This window comes from Pseudomonas sp. NFPP07 (assembly GCF_900115645.1).
In the GTDB taxonomy this organism is placed as follows: Bacteria; Pseudomonadota; Gammaproteobacteria; order Pseudomonadales; family Pseudomonadaceae; genus Aquipseudomonas; species Aquipseudomonas chlororaphis.
In genome coordinates this window covers 121,849-141,834 of sequence record NZ_FOXG01000010.1, presented here as the reverse complement: position 1 = coordinate 141,834, position 19,986 = coordinate 121,849, and the positions used below count along the sequence as shown (strand labels likewise).

At 57.9% G+C, this 19,986-nt stretch carries 15 protein-coding genes and 1 tRNA gene; 11 read left to right on the top strand and 5 right to left on the bottom strand.

What is annotated here, in order from left to right:
* Nucleotides 1-41: 41 nt before the first annotated feature.
* A complete protein-coding gene (locus tag BM019_RS24795) occupies nt 42-323 on the bottom strand; it encodes a peptidylprolyl isomerase (protein WP_007924449.1) in 282 nt (93 codons plus the stop codon).
* A gap of 341 nt (nt 324-664) precedes the next feature.
* The gene (locus BM019_RS24790) at nt 665-1,756 is read right to left on the bottom strand and encodes a 3-deoxy-7-phosphoheptulonate synthase (protein WP_092421058.1); all 1,092 of its coding nucleotides are present in this window, start codon (nt 1,754-1,756) and stop codon (nt 665-667) included.
* Between the two features lie 641 nt (nt 1,757-2,397).
* On the opposite strand from BM019_RS24790, the gene BM019_RS24785 reads away from it, so the two are divergent.
* A complete protein-coding gene (locus tag BM019_RS24785) occupies nt 2,398-3,156 on the top strand; it encodes a carbon-nitrogen hydrolase family protein (RefSeq protein ID WP_092421055.1) in 759 nt (252 codons plus the stop codon).
* Nucleotides 3,153-3,599, top strand: coding sequence for a GNAT family N-acetyltransferase (locus BM019_RS24780; protein WP_092421052.1), 447 nt, complete (start codon nt 3,153-3,155; stop codon nt 3,597-3,599). Before BM019_RS24785 ends, BM019_RS24780 begins: the two co-directional genes overlap by 4 nt.
* 57 nt (nt 3,600-3,656) lie before the next feature.
* Here the strand turns inward: BM019_RS24780 and BM019_RS24775 are convergent, their stop codons facing one another.
* Complete coding sequence (locus tag BM019_RS24775; protein ID WP_009044411.1) at nt 3,657-3,887, bottom strand: DNA-binding protein; 231 nt, start codon at nt 3,885-3,887, stop codon at nt 3,657-3,659.
* 81 nt (nt 3,888-3,968) lie between these two features.
* Between BM019_RS24775 and BM019_RS24770 the strand changes: the two genes are divergently transcribed.
* The 3 genes from BM019_RS24770 (at nt 3,969) to uvrC (ending at nt 6,947) form a co-directional block, all read left to right on the top strand.
* On the top strand, nt 3,969-4,334 hold the full coding sequence (locus BM019_RS24770) for a helix-turn-helix domain-containing protein (RefSeq protein ID WP_009044410.1): 366 nt from the start codon (nt 3,969-3,971) through the stop codon (nt 4,332-4,334).
* A gap of 145 nt (nt 4,335-4,479) precedes the next feature.
* The gene (gene uvrY, locus BM019_RS24765) at nt 4,480-5,121 is read left to right on the top strand and encodes a response regulator transcription factor GacA (protein WP_009044409.1); all 642 of its coding nucleotides are present in this window, start codon (nt 4,480-4,482) and stop codon (nt 5,119-5,121) included.
* Between the two features lie 2 nt (nt 5,122-5,123).
* Nucleotides 5,124-6,947, top strand: coding sequence for an excinuclease ABC subunit UvrC (gene uvrC / locus BM019_RS24760; protein WP_009044408.1), 1,824 nt, complete (start codon nt 5,124-5,126; stop codon nt 6,945-6,947).
* An 8-nt stretch (nt 6,948-6,955) separates the two neighbouring features.
* Here the strand turns inward: uvrC and BM019_RS24755 are convergent, their stop codons facing one another.
* Nucleotides 6,956-7,372 (bottom strand): hypothetical protein, encoded by a 417-nt coding sequence (locus BM019_RS24755; protein WP_037004821.1) that lies wholly within the window; start codon nt 7,370-7,372, stop codon nt 6,956-6,958.
* Nucleotides 7,359-8,489 (bottom strand): polymorphic toxin type 44 domain-containing protein, encoded by a 1,131-nt coding sequence (locus tag BM019_RS24750; protein ID WP_092421049.1) that lies wholly within the window; start codon nt 8,487-8,489, stop codon nt 7,359-7,361. Before BM019_RS24750 ends, BM019_RS24755 begins: the two co-directional genes overlap by 14 nt.
* A 362-nt stretch (nt 8,490-8,851) precedes the next feature.
* Here BM019_RS24750 and pgsA point away from each other — a divergent pair, with 362 nt between their 5' ends.
* The 6 genes from pgsA (at nt 8,852) to BM019_RS24720 (ending at nt 19,965) form a co-directional block, all read left to right on the top strand.
* On the top strand, nt 8,852-9,412 hold the full coding sequence (gene pgsA / locus BM019_RS24745) for a CDP-diacylglycerol--glycerol-3-phosphate 3-phosphatidyltransferase (RefSeq protein WP_007924430.1): 561 nt from the start codon (nt 8,852-8,854) through the stop codon (nt 9,410-9,412).
* Nucleotides 9,413-9,475: 63 nt separating this feature from the next.
* Nucleotides 9,476-9,551, top strand: a tRNA-Gly gene (locus BM019_RS24740).
* 463 nt (nt 9,552-10,014) lie between these two features.
* Nucleotides 10,015-16,644: a DUF3320 domain-containing protein gene (locus BM019_RS24735; RefSeq protein WP_092421046.1), complete on the top strand. Its 6,630-nt coding sequence runs from the start codon at nt 10,015-10,017 to the stop codon at nt 16,642-16,644.
* A 91-nt stretch (nt 16,645-16,735) separates the two neighbouring features.
* A complete protein-coding gene (locus BM019_RS24730) occupies nt 16,736-17,728 on the top strand; it encodes a hypothetical protein (RefSeq protein ID WP_345788668.1) in 993 nt (330 codons plus the stop codon).
* 442 nt (nt 17,729-18,170) lie between these two features.
* Entirely contained in the window at nt 18,171-19,004 is an 834-nt protein-coding gene (locus BM019_RS24725) for an oxidoreductase (RefSeq protein WP_092421040.1), read from the top strand.
* A 22-nt stretch (nt 19,005-19,026) separates the two neighbouring features.
* Nucleotides 19,027-19,965 (top strand): AraC family transcriptional regulator, encoded by a 939-nt coding sequence (locus BM019_RS24720; protein ID WP_092421037.1) that lies wholly within the window; start codon nt 19,027-19,029, stop codon nt 19,963-19,965.
* The last annotated feature ends 21 nt before the right edge of the window (nt 19,966-19,986 follow it).

The following is a 19,986-nucleotide window of genomic DNA, read 5'->3' as shown; positions in this document are numbered from 1 at the left end:
CACCAAAGGGCGGGCCGTCGTTTACGCAAATCGCGACAGGATCAGTCCTGGCGGCTGGTCACTTCCAGCAGGTGATAACCGAACTGGGTTTTCACCGGGCCTTGCACGACGTTGACCGGGGCGCTGAACACCACGGTGTCGAATTCCTTGACCATCTGGCCTGGGCCGAACGAGCCGAGGTTGCCGCCGTCACGGCTGGATGGGCAAGTGGAGTTCTTCTTGGCGACTTCGGCGAAGTCGGCGCCGGCTTCGATTTCGGCTTTCAGTTCGTTGCACTTGGCTTCGCTGGCAACGAGGATGTGACGGGCAGTGGCTTTGGCCATGGGGAGTTGCTCCTTTCAAGAAAGTGGTGAGCCTACCGGATTGTGTAGCCTAATTCTCGTCAAAGTTCCGTCAAAGCGTTGCAGCAAAGGATGGCCGGCAGCTCCACCTGTAGCCGCTGCCGAGCCCTGGCGAGGCTGCGATCGACCGCCCGGCGGTCGCCTGGCCGGACGAGCGCGCAGCCCAGGCATGCCGCATCCTCAGGTTTACGGGGCTGCACCCCGATCGCAGCCTGCGGCAGCGGCTACAGGCCCAGCTCTTGCCCGCGATATAGGCGATGCGAAAGGTCAGTTACACCTCGTTATCGTTCATCGCGGGCAAGCCTCGTTCCTACGGTGCAGGTTCAGGCGGAAGCCGGAATGGCTTGCCGGCTGTTGCGCAGTTGCCGGGCGGCATTGCGCAGCAGCTGCTCGGTGGCGTCCCAGCCCAGGCAACCGTCCGTCACCGAAACCCCGTAGCGCAGCGTCGGGCTCAGGGGTTGGCAACCCTCGAACAGATGGCTCTCCAGCATCACCCCGACCAGGGACGAATCGCCCTGCAGGCGCTGCTCCAGGACCTCGTCGAACACCGCCGGTTGGCGAAGCGGGTCCTTGCCGCTGTTGGCATGGCTGCAATCGACCATGATCCGCGCCGGGATCTTCAGCTTCTGCAGGTCGTGCTGGACCTGGGCCACGCTCTGGCGATCGTAGTTCGGGCCGCGATGGCCGCCACGCAGCACCAGGTGAGTGTCGGGATTGCCCGGGGTCTGGATCACCGCCGGATGGCCCTGGCTGTCGACGCCGAAGTGGCGGTGCGGGTGCGCTGCCGAGCGCATGGCGTCGCAGGCGATGCCGACGCCGCCGTCGGTGCCGTTCTTGAAGCCCACGGGCATGCCCAGGCCGCTGGCCATTTCCCGGTGGATCTGCGATTCGGTGGTGCGCGCGCCAATGGCGACCCAGCTCAGCAGGTCGTCGAAGTAGCCGGCGGCCATGGGTTGCAGCAGCTCGGTGGCGATCGGCAGGCCCAGGCGGAGGATTTCGCGCATCAGTTCACGGGACAGGGTCAGGCCGCCGGCCATGTCGTCGCTGCCATCCAGGCGCGGGTCGTAGGCCAGGCCTTTCCAGCCGACGGTGGTGCGCGGTTTTTCGACGTAGGCGCGCATCACCAGCAGCAGGTCGTCGCTGACTTCGGCGGCCAGGCTGGCCAGGTTGCTGGCGTATTCCAGGGCGGACTGGGGATCGTGGATCGAGCAGGGGCCGACGACGACCAGCAAACGGGAGTCTTCACCGTTGAGGATGGCGCGCACCGCCTGGCGATGGGCGGCGACTTGCTGGCCGAGGGCCGGGCTGAGCGGCAGTTGCTGCTTGAGCTCCAGCGAGCTGGGCAGGCGCTGGCTCAGGGTTTCGTTGGCGCAGTGGCGGGTGGACAGCGGCAGAGCGGAGACGGACGAGTTCATGTTCAAGGCTTCCTGGGCAGGCGGCGGGTAGTGTCCCGCGCGCGGCCCTACTGGGGTGTTCGACAATTGGCCGGATTGGCTGTGCAGGTGTGTTTGCCACCAGTAGGTGACCGATCGGAGGCGGCAGGCTGTCCCGAACGGAGGCTGCTAAATCGCCAGGTGGTGCAAGTGTCGTAACGGTAATAGGTGGCGTAGTTCATGGTTTCAATCCTCGGTAAGTTCGGTGTGTTACTGAAAGTCGTGGTTAAAAATCGTTGGCCCAGAAAAACAAAACCCCCGGTCGGGAGGCCGACCGGGGGTGAGATTTTCTCTGGTAGGCGACCCGTTCAAGTGGGCGCCGTTTGGGTATCAGGCGCGCCAGTGGCTAAACCAATACCCAAAATAAAAGCTCGCCGGAGCGCAGGCGTTTTTCACCCAGGCAGCCGCACCGACGCGCGAGGCGCTGGCAGTGTGACGATGCATGGAAAGGGTGAGGGACGACATGCTGTTTCTCCGTGAAGTGGGCCGAGCTTACTAGAGGCCGGGGTGGTGGTTCAATCAGAAATTCCTATTACATGACCAGTAAGTGCCTATGAGTTAAGCGCTTTGAAGTTTTATGACAAACTCGCCACGCCCTCATTTGTGCTCATTCAGGATGAATCATGACCTCCCTGACCCTTGCCGCCGCCCAATCGATTTCCGTTGCCGGAGACCTGCCGGGCAATATTGCCCGGCACCAGGCCTTTATCCGCACCGCGGCGGAGCAGGGCGTGCAATTGCTGGTGTTTCCCGAGCTGTCCCTGACCGGTTACGAGCCCACCCTGGCGGCCGAGCTGGCGGTCTTGCCCCAGAGCCCGTTGTTGCAACCGTTGCGCGATCTGGCCCGGGAGCTGGGGGTGACGGCGGTGGTGGGCATGCCCATTCGCCTGTCGGCCGAGGGCCCGCTGTTGATCGGCGCCCTGGTGCTGGCGGCCGATGGGTCGTTGGCGGTCTATAGCAAGCAGCATCTGCATGCCGGCGAGGAGTTGGTGTTCAGCCCAGGCGCGGGTGGCGCGAACCTGAGCTTCGCCGAGGACCGGGTGGCCCTGGCGATGTGCGCCGATTTCTCCCAGGCCAGCCACGCGCGTGCGGCGGCGCAGTCCGGTGCCGGTATTTATGCCGCCGGCGTGCTGATCAGCGAAAACGGCTACGCCGCGGACAGTGCCTTGTTGCAGGGCTATGCCGCGGAGCATGCAATGCCGGTGCTGATGGCCAACCACGGCGGACCGACCGGCGGCTGGGTGTCGGCGGGCCGCAGCGCGATCTGGGGGCCGGATGGCGGGTTGATCGTAGTCGCGGCGGGCACTGGCGATGAGTTGCTGATCGCCCGGCGCGACGCCGGTCGCTGGAGTGGTCAACAAGTGACGGTCGAAGCGCCTTGAACAGTTTCCAACTGCGTCCGGCCAACACCCCGGAGGATCTGCTGTTCGCCCGCGACCTGACCCGCAGCACCATGCTGGGCTACTACATCCGTCACGACCTGTTGTGGCTGGACGAAGCCTTCGATGTGGCCTGGGCCGGGCGGGAGAACCTGCTGATCTGCCAGGGCGCCGAGGTGCTGGGGTTCGTCAGCCTGAGTCGCGATTCCAGGGCCTTGTATATTCGCGAGCTGCATGTGCTCAAGGCGTTTCGCGGGCAAGGTGCCGGGGCCTGGGCCATCGAACAGGTGCGGGCGATGGCGCGCGGCGAACGGCGCGGGCTGCTGCGGCTGACGGTGTTCAAGGACAACCCGGCGCAGGCGCTCTATGGGCGCATGGGGCTGAAGGTGGTCGGGGAAGACGAGTGCTTTCTACGGATGGAGCGAAGCAGCGCCGCGGATGCGTAGCCGCTGGTTTTTGTGCGGGGCGGCGGTCGTCCCGAGCAGTGTGGCGACAGTCGAGGATCAGGCGGGCGCCTGATCGGGACCCTCCGGCTCGGCGAGGATGATGCCGTCTTTCATACCCAGCAATACGGCCACCTTGTGCGCCTCTCCGCGTCGTCCTTTCTTGCGGCCGGCCAATACCTGGTAGGTGGTGGCTGGGTCGACCCCGTGTTCACGGGCGAACTGTTGAACCGATTTACCTTGATGTTCAAGCCAGGCCTTGGCTTGTGCGGCAGTGCGGATACCGGGCATAGTTCAAAACCGTTCAAATTTGTTCAATGCTTGAAGGGTGTAACACCCCTAGGGGTGCATAAAAAAGGATCATACATCCAAATGAGTGGAATCGGTTCGCGGTTAAGACAGGAAAGGGAACGCCTGGGGTTGTCGCAGAAAAAATTTGGTGAAGTTGGCGGCGTGGAAGCCAATGCCCAAGGCAGATATGAAAATGGAGACCGTGTGCCCAAGGCGGATTACTTGTCCCGGGTGGCGGCAAAAGGGGTCGATGTCCTTTATATAGTGACCGGCAGGCGAACCCCGACCAGGGCCGATAACCTCAGCCAGAGCGAAGAGAAAATTCTCGTCAGTTATCGGGCTTTGTACAAGGAAGATCAGGACGCGATCCGGCACCTGACCCATACCCTTGCCGAGCTTTCGGTTTCCAGCCTCATGAAAAGAAAGGCGGACGCCCGAGAGCCTTAGGGCAGGGCGTTCGCAGCGCATCAACCATCCACCGGATACCCCTGGTGAACAAGTGCTTTTTATATGGTGTTTGTCATTAGGTCAGCACGCTGCTTTTTTGCTAAGGTGTCCGGCAACCTATAAGACCAAATCGCGAGGTGTCTGCTTGATTAGGGTGCTAGTAGTCGATGACCATGATCTCGTTCGTACAGGTATTACACGAATGCTGGCTGACATCGATGGCCTGCAAGTGGTCGGTCAGGCCGAGTCAGGGGAGGAATCCCTGATCAAGGCCCGGGAATTGAAACCCGATGTGGTCCTCATGGACGTCAAGATGCCCGGGATCGGCGGTCTTGAAGCCACGCGCAAGTTGTTGCGCAGTCACCCGGATATCAAAGTCGTGGCCGTCACCGTGTGTGAAGAAGATCCGTTCCCGACTCGCTTGCTGCAAGCCGGCGCGGCGGGTTATCTGACCAAGGGCGCGGGTCTCAACGAAATGGTGCAGGCCATCCGTCTGGTGTTTGCCGGCCAGCGTTACATCAGCCCGCAAATTGCCCAGCAACTGGTGTTCAAGTCATTCCAGCCGTCCAGTGATTCACCGTTCGACGCCTTGTCGGAGCGCGAGATCCAGATTGCGCTGATGATTGTCGGCTGCCAGAAAGTGCAGATCATCTCCGACAAGCTGTGCCTGTCTCCGAAAACCGTGAATACCTACCGTTACCGTATCTTCGAGAAGCTCTCGATCAGCAGTGATGTCGAACTGACGTTGCTGGCGGTTCGCCACGGCATGGTCGATGCCAGCGCCTGACAATGACCGACCCGTTTGATCCCAGTGCTTTTCTTTCCACCTGCAGTGGCCGTCCTGGCGTGTATCGCATGTTCGACGGCGATGCACGTCTGCTTTACGTCGGTAAAGCCAAGAACCTGAAGAGCCGCCTGGCCAGCTACTTTCGCAAGACCGGCCTGGCGCCGAAGACCGCTGCCCTGGTGGGGCGCATCGCACAGATCGAAACCACCATCACCGCCAACGAAACCGAAGCCCTGCTGCTGGAGCAGACGCTGATCAAGGAATGGCGGCCGCCGTACAACATCCTGTTGCGCGACGATAAGTCCTATCCCTATGTGTTTCTGTCGGACGGCGAGTTTCCGCGTTTCAGTATCCATCGTGGGGCGAAGAAGCAGAAGGGCAAGTACTTCGGCCCGTACCCCAGCGCCGGGGCGATTCGCGAGAGCCTGAGCCTGTTGCAAAAGACCTTCATGGTCCGCCAGTGCGAGGACAGCTACTACAAGAACCGCACCCGGCCGTGCCTGCAATATCAGATCAAGCGCTGCAAGGCGCCGTGCGTCGGCCTGGTGGAAGCCGAGGTGTACGCCGAGGATGTGCGCCACTCGGTGATGTTCCTCGAAGGCCGCAGCAATGCCCTGACCGATGAACTGTCCGCCGGCATGGAGCAGGCGGCCAGCACCCTGGACTTCGAGAAGGCCGCCGAGCTGCGCGACCAGATTTCCCTGCTGCGGCGGGTGCAGGACCAGCAGAGCATGGAAGGCGGCAGCGGCGACGTCGATGTGGTGGCGGCTTTCGTCAACCCGGGCGGCGCCTGCGTGCACCTGATCAGCGTGCGTGGCGGCCGGGTGCTGGGCAGCAAGAACTTCTTTCCCCAGGTGGGTATCGAGGAAGAGGTGGCCGAGGTCATGTCGGCATTCCTTGGCCAGTACTTTCTCAGCAGCCCGGAGCGCGACCTGCCCAGCGAGTTGATCGTCAACGTGGTCCATGAAGATTTCCCGACCCTGATCACTGCGATCCAGGCCTTGCGCGGCCGTGAGCTGAGCATCAGCCACCGGGTGCGCGGCACGCGGGCGCGCTGGCAGCAACTGGCGGTGACCAACGCCGAGCAGGCCCTGAGCGCGCGGCTGGCCAATCGGCAGCATGTGGCCGCACGTTTCGAAGCCCTGGCCGAAGTGCTGAACCTGGACGAGCCGCCGCAACGCCTGGAGTGTTACGACATCAGCCACTCCAGCGGCGAGGCGACCGTGGCGTCCTGCGTGGTATTTGGCCCGGAAGGTCCGCTGAAGTCCGATTACCGGCGCTACAACATCGAAGGCGTCACCGCCGGCGACGACTATGCGGCGATGCACCAGGCCCTGACCCGACGCTTCAGCAAACTCAAGGACGGCGAGGGCAAACTGCCGGACATCCTGTTGGTGGACGGCGGCAAGGGCCAGCTATCCATGGCCCGCGATGTGCTCAACGAGCTGGCGGTGCCCGACCTGATCCTGCTGGGGGTGGCCAAGGGCGCGACGCGCAAGGCCGGCTTCGAAACCCTCTACCTCAACGATGCGGCCCATGAGTTCACCCTCAAGGGCGACTCACCGGCGCTGCACCTGATCCAGCAGATCCGCGACGAGGCTCACCGTTTCGCCATCACTGGCCACCGCGCGCGTCGCGGCAAGACCCGCCGCACCTCGACCCTCGAAGGCGTGGCCGGCGTCGGCCCCAAGCGCCGCCGCGACCTGCTGAAACACTTTGGCGGATTGCAGGAACTGTCTCGCGCCAGCATTGAGGAGATCGCCAAGGCGCCGGGGATCAGTAAAAAGCTCGCTGAACTGATTTATGCGAACTTGCATAGCGAGTAGGGGAGAGTTCAGGGGCGGAAAGGGTCGGGCTGACCGGGGCACTGTTTCAGACGGGCAATAACATCAGGGGCTGTTTTCGTGATGTCGATCTTAGCGCTCCCATCAAGGTAAATGCCCATTGTTCTCCACCGTTTTGGCGTGATGTAGATGCAACGGGCCGGGGTCGTATCGGCCCACCAATCGAACATCATAAAGAAATCCTTATCGGGGAAAATATGCCCTGCATCACCGGTTGTCTCACCCGGCATCAAGTCTCGTCGAAATATTGAATGCTGCGTATTGAAGACGTATTTGAGTTCTTTTGAGCCATCGTCTGAGTAGTAAATGACGACCCTTGGCAAAGCCAAATACCAGCATGCAATGAGGACGCAAACGAATCCTGTAATCCACCGCCCTAAGTAGCGCTTTTTCTCACTTGCAGACATGTGGTTGAACTCCTTTCGCCCAGTCGCTTATGGGTACTGCCAACACTTTGTCCATAATGATTTTCCCTGTGAGGCCGCCATTTGGATATTCCTTGTATAGGCTCATCCGGATAATAATCGAGACCCTGTCGGGTACATCATCCCATGCGCGCATACCTTCAACACCCTGGGTCCTTTGCGGGCCATCAAATCTCTTAGGGTTTTTGATGAAGCGCCAAGTGTCTGATCCAATTTGCTCTACACCAGCACCGTCCAATAAGACACTCTCAGAAAGCCCACCTGCGACACCAACATATCCGTAGTGGATGTTCGACCAGATATCGTAGAAATATTCATAGGCACCTTGCTTATGCCAAGGGTATTCACCAAAGAGATTTTTCAGCTTTGGCTTGTGGTCCCAAGGCCGGTTCTGCCCCACTCGCTCAGTCCAGATAGCAAAAGCCTTGGCTTTCTTTCCGAGCGCCAAACTGTAGAAGTCTGGGCCGGGACCGAGCCGCATGTAGAACGGAAGCTCAGCGTATTTTCGTGTTTCCATTGCTGGGTCAAAGTTATTCAAATCCTTCATCTGTCGCACAGACGGGCTGTTGATATTGGTATTCATCTCGCCCGCAATGTAGCTCGCCAGTTCCTCCATGCGGTCGGGGTCGGTACAGACCTTCTCCTTCGGCTTCTCTTCAGGCGCCTTAGAGGCCTCATTGGGATCAACCAAGGCATTTGCCGCGGTCGCCTTCTCGGTCAGCTTCGGATCAGCCAACAAGGTCGCCATCTTTTCATCGTCCACCGAGCCATCCGGGCGAAACACGCCGAGTGCTGCGAAGTTGATGATGGCAGCCCCAGGAGCAGGCCCCATGACAAAACCACCGAAAGTATCACCCGACCCCGTGATGATCGTCCCACCGTGACTGGTCGGGCTCCCTAAGTGGGCCATAGGGCGGCCATTCAGGATGATCGAGGGAACCCCCGTGGTGATGACTGCGCCACAACCGCAAGTGTCACCGACTCGGGCTGCTCCCATGAAGTTGATGTTGATGTCACCAGAAGCGGAAGCAATAGGAGTGGTGCCGTGACCGGGAAGAGGGCAGACGTGTTTGTCGCCCAGGCGAGCAGAAGAGAGCATTTTATCGTCCCTGCGTTGACTGATCCGCGAGGCTCTTTGTAGAGCCGCGCAAACCTAGCAAGCGGCGATGGGCAAGGCTTTAGGACGATTCTGAACTTGGATAGAGTCTAGCGAGGTCTGAGAGTCTGGCTGGAAAATCTGCATGGCCACCGCACTACGTCTACATACGACGGTTCCAGCAGACTTGCGAACTGAGTCTGATACTGCGCGCGCAGGCCCCAGGAAGTTGCGCTTTCGAGGGGCTCAACGTGTTGGAACAGTGTTAGACACGCTGTGCGAGAAGCCCGTAGAATGGCCGTGCCTAGCTCATCTGCTGTCTTTTTCGAGTAGATTGCCAACTCACCTCGTAGCCAGTTGTGCCGATGAATATCCCTAATCTGATCACCGTTCTACGCGTTCTGCTCATCCCGATCTTCATTTTGCTGTTTTACCTGCCTTACTCCTGGAGCTACATGGCCGCCAGTTCCGTCTTCGCGTTCGCCGCGGCTACTGACTGGCTCGATGGCTACCTGGCGCGGCGTCTGGAGCAAAGCACACCGTTCGGGGCCTTCCTCGATCCGGTGGCTGACAAGTTGATGGTGGCGGTGGCCCTGGTGCTGCTGGTGCAAGAGCACGGCAACCTGTGGCTTACCCTGCCGGCGGCGGTGATCATTGGACGTGAAATCGTCGTTTCCGCCCTCCGCGAGTGGATGGCCGAACTGGGTGCCCGCGCGCAAGTGGCGGTGTCCAACATGGGCAAATGGAAAACCGCCGCGCAGATGCTGGCGCTGGTGATCCTGCTGGCCAACCCGCCGGCCTTCACCTTCTGGGTGCTGCTGGGTTATGCCTTGTTGCTGATCGCGGGAGGCCTGACCCTGTGGTCCATGCTGCAGTACCTGCGCGCTGCCTGGCCGCACCTGAAGACCGATGTAGAAAAGAAATAAAACTTTTTTGAATCAAGGGGTTGACGCAGTTTCGAATTTCTATAGAATGCACACCACCAAGACGCGGGAATAGCTCAGTTGGTAGAGCACGACCTTGCCAAGGTCGGGGTCGCGAGTTCGAGTCTCGTTTCCCGCTCCAAACATAGCGCTACAGAGCTCCACTGAATTCTGCAGCGATCGAAAAAAGGACCTTCGGGTCCTTTTTTCGTTTGTGCGGTATTCCACTGACGTCGGCTGCGTTCCAGCAGTATCCAGTGGTTTTAAGTGCATTTCTCTGTCTGTTTTCCGTCACCCCTTGGTTCAAGACTCGTTTGGACGTAGCAGCCTTGGCATGACGTGACTTTTTACTAGAGCGGATTTGAGGAAGGGCGCTTTTCCCTCGATAGCCTACGACGATCTTGCTTAGTTGTTCCGAGGCTTTTTGCTTCTTTCCCTTTTGCCACGCTGGAGCGGACCTGACTCGCGGAAGTGGAGATCGGCGACTAAAGGCCCATTACGGCTGTGAGCAGACAGGCTATCATCTCGCCATCAGCTCAAGCGGGGCCCAATTGACCGGGCAGTCGCCTGCACTCCCTTGGGCATTACGACAAGGATAGTTGCGTATGGACGACATCGTTCAGTCTGTCACTCCCCTCGAAGAACAGCCAAAAGAGATTAAGATCCTCGCCACTTTAGTGGCGAAGCTGAACCTCGCAGATTTCCAGAACGCCATCCCGGTGATTCGAGAGCTTCGTATTTCGAATGAGACTAGTTATCGCTTCGTCAGCGCCACCCTCACACTTACTTCATCTCCTGAGATATTCAAGTCGAAGGTTTGGCGAATTGATGAGATCGCTCCTGACACCTTTCGAGTAATACCAGGTATTGATCTGGTTCTGGACGGTCCTCTGTTGACCCGTCTGACAGAAGCCGAGATGTCCACCTTCACGTTTGTTCTTGAGGTCGATGACAAGGAAGCTGAGGGTGGCCGGAGGGAAGTTGCTCGGCTTGAGCAAATTGTCGATCTTCTTCCCAGGAATCAATGGGGCGGCCTCAGGCATATCCCAGATATGACCGCTGCTTTCGTCCAGCCCAATGACGCAGCCGTAGAGCGTCTGCTTAAACAGGCCGCTGAGCTGCTTCGCCTGAGCGATAAGTCATCTGCCCTCAATGGTTATGAAGGTGGCCCCAAGCGTGCCTGGCAGTTGGCTTCGGCAGTCTGGGGGGCAGTGGCACGGATGAAGCTGGACTATGCATTACCGCCAGCGAGCTTCGAACAGTCAGGGCAGAAGGTTCGCAGTCCCAGTCAAATTGCCGATTCCGGCTTGGCCACTTGCCTAGACCTCACTCTGCTCTTCTGTGCGGCATTGGAGCAAGTTGGCCTCAACCCGGTTATTGTCTTCACCCGTGGGCATGCCTTCGCAGGTTTGTGGCTCAAGCCTGAAGAGTTCACGACTACGTTAGTGGATGACGTCACTGCCGTGCGTAAACGTGTGAAACTCCAGGAGCTTGTGCTGTTTGAGACCACGCTGATTACTCACAGTCCAATACCACCATTTTCGTACGCAGTAGAGCAGGGCAGCAAACAGATAGCTGAAGACACCGAAAGCGACTTTGAAATGCTGTTGGATATTCGTCGCGCTCGTTTGCAACGCATCAAGCCGCTAGCCAGTTCAGAGGCGCAGATAGCGCGTGCAGCTATTGCTGAGTCAGATGAAAACTCATTGTTGTTGGTCGAGGAAGGCCTCGACATTTCGGACGATAACGGAGAGGTTCAGGTTGAGGATCTGTCCAAGCTTGACTCGGCAGATCGCCTAGGTCGGTGGCAGCGCAAACTCCTAGATCTTTCACTCCGAAACAACTTGCTCAACTTCAAAATGGGTAAGCGGGCGCTGAAACTTGAGTCTCCTGATCCAGGAGCGCTGGAGGACATTCTCTCCAGTGGACAGGCATTGAAACTGTTGACCAGGCCTGATCTCATGGATGGAGCAGACCCGCGCGAGCGTGCGCTCTATGAGCAGCGCGAACGAGAGGATGTTCGTCGCCGTCATGCTGAGGATGCCCTGAAACGCAAAGAGGTGTTTGTGGCACTGACTGCCACGGAGATGGATGTTCGACTTACCGAACTCTATCGAAGCGCTCGAACCGCGTTACAGGAGGGCGGTTCCAACACCTTGTTCCTGGCCATCGGTTTCCTGAGCTGGACGCGAGAGGATAGGGCTGGCCAGAAGTATCGAGCGCCCTTGGTCTTAGTACCAGTAACCCTGGAGCGCAAGAGCGCTCGTTCCGGTTTCACCATGGTGCTGCATGATGACGAACCACGCTTTAACCCGACGCTGATTGAGATGTTGCGTCAGGACTTCGAGCTTGGTCTTGGATCGCTAGAGCACGAGCTGCCGCGGGATGATTCGGGCCTGGACATCGCAGGCATCTGGAAAAAGGTCGGTCATGCGATCAAGGACATCGCTGGATGGGAACTGAGTGAGGACGTCGTGCTCTCGATGTTCTCTTTCGCCAAGTATCTCATGTGGAAAGATCTTGCCGAGAACGCAGAACACCTTCGGCAGAGTCCTGTTGTCCAGCACCTGCTCGATACGCCGCGAGATTCGTTCATCTCCGACACTCCTTTCCCCGAAGCTGAGTCGCTGGATCGCGACTATGGCCCAACCGATGTGTTCTGCCCGCTGCCATCGGACTCATCCCAGCTTGCTGCAGTGATGGGCGCAGCAAAGGGTAAGGACTTCGTTCTTATAGGCCCGCCGGGTACCGGTAAAAGTCAGACAATTTCCAACATGATCGCTCAGTCGATAGCACAGGGGCGGCGTGTACTTTTTGTGTCAGAGAAAATTGCAGCTCTGGATGTTGTATATAGGCGTCTACGTGAGATTGGTCTCGGTGAGTTTTGCCTCGAGCTTCATTCCAGTAAGGCTCGAAAGACTGATGTTCTGGCTCAATTGCAGTCCGCTTGGGAAGCGAAGGGGCAGGTCGACTCTGCTGCGTGGGAAGTGGAAGCGCAGCGACTCGCCTCGCTTCGAGATGGCCTCAATATTTATGTCGAGCGTCTGCACCGCCGGCATCGCAACGGTTACTCAATTTACGATGCGATTGGTGTGGTTACATCAGGTACTGATGAGCCAGTAGCTCCACTCGGCTGGGCATCCCCTGACGTACATGACCAGAAAGCCATGCTTGAGCTCCGAGAGCTGGGCGACCGTCTTGAGGTTAATGCTCAAGCCGTGGGTTATGGTCAGTTAACTGGCAACGCCTTGTCGGCTGTTGGCCAGGCGGAGTGGTCGCCTCATTGGCAGCAGCAATTCGTACAGGCGGCCCGTGATGTACTTCCCGCTGTCCTTGAAACACAGCGATCTGCCGATCGCTTCGTCGAGTTGTCCGGACTGCCTGCTACGGCATACACACCTTCTACCCTTGAGGGGCTGTCGATACTCTCGCAAGTGCTACCTACGGCTGCCGGCCAGGATTGGCGCTTCGCTTTGCGGCCAGATGCCCGCTCATTGTCTCAGCGGCTGAGTGACGGTTGCGCCTGGGTCGAACAGCATCGTGACATCAATGCCAGGCTCTCACCTATTTGGTCTTCCCGCGTTGTTTCTGAAGTCAAACGTGGTATCGACCTTCTGAAGCAACGTCGCGCGACCTTTGCAGAGCTGGGCCCAGCCTGGCCGCAAACCGTCACAGAGGTACTCCATCAAGCGTTGGAGATGCTGAGTCGGATTGACGGTCTCAAGCAGCAGCTAACAGTTAAATATGGAGACGCAATTGAGGCTCTAGATGTAGAGCTCCTGCAGCGCGAGTGGAAAGAAGCAGAGGAGGCTTTCTGGCCTAAGTCTTGGTTCGGCAAGCGCAGGATTACCGGAGTAATGACCTCGACTCAGACCGCCACCGATGAAGCAGATATTGGTAAGGATCTCACCACATGGACTGAGATCCGCTCGGTACGCAGAGCGATTGATGAACTGGAACCGGGTCATGAGTGCGTTGCTGTTTGGCAAGGTGCGAAATCCGAAGCGGCCCACCTCGCAGCGGCAATCAAACTACAGGAGGCCATCAGGCATCAGAAAGATGATGACACTTGGGTGAATGAGGAGTTCCAGCTGATTGAGCAAGGCCACCTTGGTGAAGCTTTGAAGGCAGAGCTCGCCCGGCTGCGTACCATCACTCGTTTCGACATTGATCTCGGCGAGCTGGCAGATCTGAGTGCTGATACTGCTGAACTTTGGAAAGGCCTGCACTCCGACACCGAGTTGCTGGCTGCAGCGCTACGCTTCCAAGCTGAACGACGTGACATTGAGGAGCGTGGCCGTCTGGTTGATGATCACCCTCAAGTGGAGGAAGGGGGCTGCGGATCCTCTTTGAAAGGCGACCTCGAGTTACTGAAACAAAGGTCGGCGATTGAACGAGAGCTGTCGGAACTGGTCGACCTGCGTGAAGTTATTCCACTCTGGAACGATTTGCAGACAAAGGTCGAGCCTGCTCGACAGGCGATTGAGTTCCAGGGCCGGCTGGCCATCGCGATTGCCAAACTAGCGCTCAATCCTGAGCAAGTCGCTGGCTATAAATCGCCGCTTCACACTCTGCTGGGGGATGGCAACGCATTACTAGAGCCAGAGGGTGCCATTGCTATTGCGGGCGTCAGTCTTCGCGAGAAGCTTGAGCAGTTAGGCGGCCGGTCAGAACACTTGATGGCAGTAGGGCACTTCACTGAGTCGGGTATCAACGAAGCAGTTGATCTGGGGCTGAGTGAGCTCAAGCAAAACTGCGAAATTGTTGTCTCGTCCGAATCACGACTCAAAGCATGGTGTGCCTGGCGGAAAGTTCGCGACGAGGCATATGCCGTTGGCTTGGCACCGATTGTTCAAGCGATGGAAACCGGTGCTATCTCCTCAGGCAAAGTCCGTCGCGTGCTGGAAGTTAACTATGCTCGCTGGTGGCTGAACACCACGGTGGACAACGAGGAAGTGATCCGGACATTCGTCAGCGTCGAGCACGAGCAGCGCATTCGCGATTTCCGGACATTGGATGATAAGTTCACAGCGTTGACCAAGGATTGGCTTCGTGCTCGTTTGTGCGCGGATCTTCCAAGCCAAGACAGCGTGAGTCGTTCTTCGGAATGGGGGCTGTTGCGTCACGAGATGGGCAAGAAGACGAAGCACATCCCATTGCGCGAGCTAATGAATCGTGCACCGGAGGCGCTGACCAAGCTGACGCCGTGCTTGCTGATGAGTCCGCTATCCATCGCCCAATACCTGCCTCCTGCTTCCAGTCCATTTGACCTCGTGATCTTCGATGAGGCCTCTCAGATTCCTGTTTGGGACGCTATCGGTGCAATGGCTCGAGGGCGTCAGGTGGTGATGGTAGGTGATCCCAAGCAACTTCCTCCGACGTCCTTCTTTGACCGAGCTGAGTCGACGGCTGATGACGAGGATGTTGAGGCTGATTTGGAGAGCATCCTGGACGAGTGTATTAGTGCGAATCTCCCAATGCGTAATCTCAACTGGCACTACCGTAGTCGTCATGAAAGCCTGATTGCCTTCTCGAATCAGCGCTACTACCAGTCTAAGTTGGTGACCTTCCCGTCGCCGTTTACAGCTGATAAAGCGGTAAGGCTTTGCTCAGTTGCGGGTGTCTATGACAAAGGCGGGTCGAGAACAAACTTGATTGAAGCACGAGCTTTGGTTGCCGATCTGATCACTCGTCTTCAGTCACCAACGTTCCGTGAAAGCAGACGGACCGTGGGGGTTGTAACCTTCAATGGCGAGCAGCAGAAACTCATCATGGACATGCTGGATGAGGCATGCCGAAAGGATCCTTCGCTGGACTCTTACTTCTCTGAGTCCGAGCTTGAACCAGTGTTTGTCAAGAACCTGGAAAGCGTTCAGGGTGATGAGCGAGACATCATCTACTTTTCGACCACGTACGGGAAAGATGCTGCGGGCGTTCTGTCCATGAACTTCGGGCCGATGAATCGTCCCGGTGGCGAGCGTCGCTTGAACGTAGCCATCACTCGCGCCCGTCAGGAGCTGGTGGTGTTCTCTACCTTACGTCCAGAGCACATTGATCTGGCTCGCACACAGGCGGTAGGTGTGCGTGACTTGAAACACTTCCTGGAATTCGCTGAGCGTGGTCCTCGAGCCCTGGCGGAGGCGAATTTTGGGAGTGTTGGTGGCTTTGATAGTCCGTTCGAGGAAGCAGTCGCAGCCGCGCTTGCAAAGAAGGGCTGGCAAGTACATACGCAGATTGGCGTATCTTCGTTCCGTATTGACTTGGGTATCGTTCATCCAGACGCACCTGGTCGGTTCCTTGCTGGAGTGGAGTGTGATGGCGCCACCTATCACCGTAGTGCCACAGCTCGAGATCGTGACAAGCTCCGTGAATTCGTGCTGCGGGGGTTGGGTTGGGAGATCGTACGGATTTGGTCAACGGATTGGTGGGTTGATGCCGTCGGGACGGCTGAGAAGGTTCATCAGCGCTTGAATGAAATCCTGGCTGAATCGCGTGCCAAGCAGGCGGTCATTGATGCTGCGCAAGAGGCAGAGCGACTGAAAATAGACGCAGCTGTTGCCAAGGTCATTGAGGTTGTAGATCAGGTAAGTATTGTAATGGCGGAAGAGACCACCCCCGTTGCCAATGACCTTGAAGGCGCACTACCGGAGTTGAAATATGCCAAGGCGGCGACATTGAGCGTTGCTGAAGAAGTGGTTGCGTTTACCCCTGTGCAGAATTATCCGCTATACAGGGAAACAGACCCAAGCCAAGCAGTCGAAGGTGTCGATCCAGATCGTTTCTTTGATCCGAGCTACACGCCCACGCTGGAGCAGATGATTGCTTACGTGGTGTCTGAAGAAGGGCCGGTACTGGACACTGAGCTAGCGAGGCGTATTGCTCGGGCACATGGTTGGGTTCGCACGGGCTCACGTATACGTGATCGCGTTGATCAGATCGCTCGTGCGCGGTTCAGATCGCACGAGGAAGAGCAGATTGGGTCCTTTTTCTGGCCTGCTCATCTCGAAACAGACAACAGTGTCGTGTTCCGTAGAGCGGGTGACGATGACTCCACTCGAGGGCTTGCTGAGATTTGCCTTCCAGAGTTGTCTGCTCTCGCTGAAGAGATGGCTCTAAGAGGCCATGAGGGCGAAACGTTGGTCTATGCAGTTGCTAAAGAGGCGGGTGTTAGCAAACTTGCTCATGCAGGCCGATTGAGGATCGAGAAAGCGATTCGCCAAAAACGCGAATACTAATAGCACTCATTGTAAGAGGGGGCGCGCTGCGAGGGGCCCCTCCATTTGCTTGATCAAACTAGGGAGAGTAGAGATGGGGTGGAAAGGGACTGTGCGTTCACTGCAGGCATCAGCACGACGAGCTGAGCGCAACGCTCATCGTCGGCAGCGTGAACTGGAGCGGCAAAGCAAAGAGTTCTCTCGCATGGAGGCTCTTGAGCAAGCAGCGCACGAAGTTGAGGTGTATGAAAATCACCTTGAGGTTCTCCTCTCCATGCACAAGGAATGTGGCGAGCCCATCAAATGGAAGCAACTTCTCTCCAAGCCCGAGCCTAAGAAACCTCAGAAGAACGGCACGTTCGAGCAAGCTGCTATACATGCCAGCGCAACCTATCGACCGAATTTCTGGGCTCGCCTGTTCAAGTTGGATACTCGTCAGCGAGAAGCACTTGTCATAAAGATCGGGACTGCCCAGATGGAGGACGAGAATCGGTACCAAGCAGAGTTGGAAGAGTGGAAAGTCGCTCACTCTGATTGGGCGGAGGAGCGAGATCTCGCCAAGCGTATCCTGGAGAGTGATCGTCAGGCGAAGCTTGATGCCATCGAAGCGTTCGAGCCCTTCGCAGAAATCTCACATCTCGGATCAGCCATTCAGATGATTGTCCATGAAAGCGGCATCCTGGAGGCCCAGTTGTCGATTCATGGTTCCCACGTGATTCCGACGGAGGTCAAATCCCTGCTTAAGAGTGGCAAGCTGTCGACCAAGACCATGCCCTTAGGCCGGTTTAACGAACTTCACCAAGACTATGTCTGCAGCTGCGCTTTGCGTGTGGGGCGCGAACTTCTGGCAATCCTGCCGGACGATTTGGTGATCGTTACTGCATTGGACAACGTGCTCAATAGCTCAACGGGCCACATGGAGGAGCAGCCAGTCCTCAGCGTGGCGTTCTCTCGTTCCACTATTGATACTCTCAACGTGGAGGCTATTGACCCTTCCGATGCCATGAAAAACTTCGTGCACAACATGACGTTTAAAAAGACGGCTGGTTTCTCCCCGGTGAGTGCTCTCGAGTCGGGGCGGTTTGCCACGAAGGTTATTTCGTAGCCTCCAACTGCTAGTGCGAGAGCCGACCTTTCTTGGGGGGCAACATAGAGTAGGGGCTAGGTTCTTACTCTATGTTGCCCCTTTTGTCTTGAGGTATGGATGTCTTCATGACGGAGAGGGATGAAACAGATGTATTGCTTACTAGTTGTTGCTGGTCGGCCCGCGATAAAGAGTCACTTTGCTGCTAACTGCTTCCTGTCACCCCGAACTTAGACGGTGCTGCTTGGGTTGATTCAGTTTTGGGTTGGGCCCTTCCATTCGTTCTCTGTTTGAACTGTTTTTCAGGGAGACGTACAGCCAACACATGTTGTGTGGTTAAACGCGTACCCACTTAACTACTGGTCCTGATAGGAATAGGCAATGCTCAAAGACAAACCGGCATAGGTGACCGGGTTTTCCCTGGATAGCATGGCCGCCTCGTCCCTATTTATCGGAGCTCGCCATGAACAGCATAAAAACCCTATTCATCACGGGTGTCAGCAGCGGCTTTGGCAATGCGCTGGCGCGGCAAGCGCTTGCCGCGGGGCATCGGGTTATCGGCACTGTGCGCAATGAAGCGGCCTTGCAGGCGTTTCAGGCGCTTTCCGCGGATCGTGCCCATGGGGTGATTCTGGATGTCACTGACTTCGAGCGGATCGACAGCGTGGTCGCTGCTGTCGAAGCCGTTCATGGCCCGGTCGATGTCTTGGTCAACAACGCCGGCTATGGTCATGAGGGCATCTTCGAAGAGTCGCCGCTGGAGGAGCTGCGTCGCCAGTTCGACGTCAATGTGTTCGGCGCGGTCGCGGTAACCAAGGCGTTCCTGCCTTATTTTCGCAAGCGGCGTGCCGGTCACATTCTCAATATCACCTCCATGGGCGGCACAGTCACTATGCCGGGTATCGCCTACTACTGCGGGAGCAAGTTTGCGCTCGAAGGCATCTCCGATACGCTGAGCAAAGAATTGCGGCCGTTCAATATCTTCGTGACCGCCGTGGCGCCAGGCTCGTTTCGCACGGACTGGGCCGGTCGTTCGATGCAGCGCACTCCACGGAGCATTGCCGACTATGACGCCAGTTTCGACCCGTTGCGCAAAGCCCGCGAAGAGAAGAGCGGCAGGCAGCTGGGCAACCCGCAGAAAGCCGCGCAGGCGATGCTGCAGGTCATCGCCAGTCCGACGCCACCCGCACACCTGCTGCTGGGCAGCGATGCCTTGAGCCTGGTGCGTTCCAGACTGGAGCAGGCGGCCAATGAGATCGATCAATGGGAAGCGCTGAGCCGTTCGACCGATGGCTGAACGGTCAGCCAAGGGGGCGTCAATGAATCAGGCCGATTCACAGACTACGCGCATGGTGCAGTTGATGGAAAAGCTGGCTCCGATCGAGGGCTACAACCTCAGCGCTTTGGAGGATATCCGTTTCCTGCGTTCGAACCGGCCCCTGACTCGCACTCCGGTTTTGTATGACCCGGGCATCGTCATCCTGTGCCAAGGGCGCAAGCGTGGCTATCTGGGTGATGACGTCTACGTCTATGACGCCCAGCATTACCTGGTGGTGTCGGTCCCCGTGCCGTTCACCATGGAGACTGACGCCAGTGAGGCAGAGCCTATGTTGGCGGTCTACATGCGTCTCGACTTGCAGGTGGCCAGCGAGTTGATGCTGCAAATGGATGAAGTCCTCGGGCCCAGCGACGCCCAGCCCAAGGGGATGTATGCCTCGCCGATGGACGATCTGCTGCGCGCCTCGATACTGCGTTTTCTCGAGGCGATGAGTACTCCAGGTGACGCGCAGATACTCGGGCCATCGCTGGTGCGGGAAATCTATTACCGCATCCTGACGGGCGAGCAGGGCGGCTCGATGCATGTCGCGCTCAATCGCCAGGGGCACTTCGGCAAGGTCACTCGCGCGATCCGCAAGATCCACAGTTGCTACCAGGAGCGCCTGGACGTGGAGTCCCTGGCCCAGGAAGCGAGCATGAGCGTGCCCAGCTTTCACCTGCACTTTCGCAGCGTGACGAACGCCTCTCCGATGCAGTACCTGAAGTCGACGCGCTTGCACCAGGCGCGACTGCTGATGCTGCGCAACGCCATGAGCGCTTCGACGGCGGCCTTCAACGTAGGCTACGAAAGCGCCTCGCAATTCAGCCGCGAGTTCAAACGCTTCTTCGGCCGAACGCCCCAGGCGGAGATCGAATGGATGAAGGCGACCTATGCGTTGCCTGCGCCGTCCACGCCATCTGTCTATGTCTCGTCGCATTAGTTTTCGCACCTGCCTGAGCAA

Bases quoted from the DNA above. Each gene is read 5' to 3' on its own strand.
- BM019_RS24785 (WP_092421055.1), top strand. From the start codon at position 2,398: ATGACCTCCCTGACCCTTGCCGCCGCCCAATCGATTTCCGTTGCCGGA.
- pgsA (WP_007924430.1), top strand. From the start codon at position 8,852: ATGAATATCCCTAATCTGATCACCGTTCTACGCGTTCTGCTCATCCCG.
- BM019_RS24725 (WP_092421040.1), top strand. From the start codon at position 18,171: ATGAACAGCATAAAAACCCTATTCATCACGGGTGTCAGCAGCGGCTTT.
- BM019_RS24720 (WP_092421037.1), top strand. From the start codon at position 19,027: ATGAATCAGGCCGATTCACAGACTACGCGCATGGTGCAGTTGATGGAA.
- BM019_RS24770 (WP_009044410.1), top strand. From the start codon at position 3,969: ATGAGTGGAATCGGTTCGCGGTTAAGACAGGAAAGGGAACGCCTGGGG.
- BM019_RS24750 (WP_092421049.1), bottom strand. From the start codon at position 8,489: ATGCTCTCTTCTGCTCGCCTGGGCGACAAACACGTCTGCCCTCTTCCC.
- BM019_RS24735 (WP_092421046.1), top strand. From the start codon at position 10,015: ATGGACGACATCGTTCAGTCTGTCACTCCCCTCGAAGAACAGCCAAAA.
- uvrC (WP_009044408.1), top strand. From the start codon at position 5,124: ATGACCGACCCGTTTGATCCCAGTGCTTTTCTTTCCACCTGCAGTGGC.
- BM019_RS24795 (WP_007924449.1), bottom strand. From the start codon at position 323: ATGGCCAAAGCCACTGCCCGTCACATCCTCGTTGCCAGCGAAGCCAAG.
- BM019_RS24755 (WP_037004821.1), bottom strand. From the start codon at position 7,372: ATGTCTGCAAGTGAGAAAAAGCGCTACTTAGGGCGGTGGATTACAGGA.
- BM019_RS24790 (WP_092421058.1), bottom strand. From the start codon at position 1,756: ATGAACTCGTCCGTCTCCGCTCTGCCGCTGTCCACCCGCCACTGCGCC.
- BM019_RS24775 (WP_009044411.1), bottom strand. From the start codon at position 3,887: ATGCCCGGTATCCGCACTGCCGCACAAGCCAAGGCCTGGCTTGAACAT.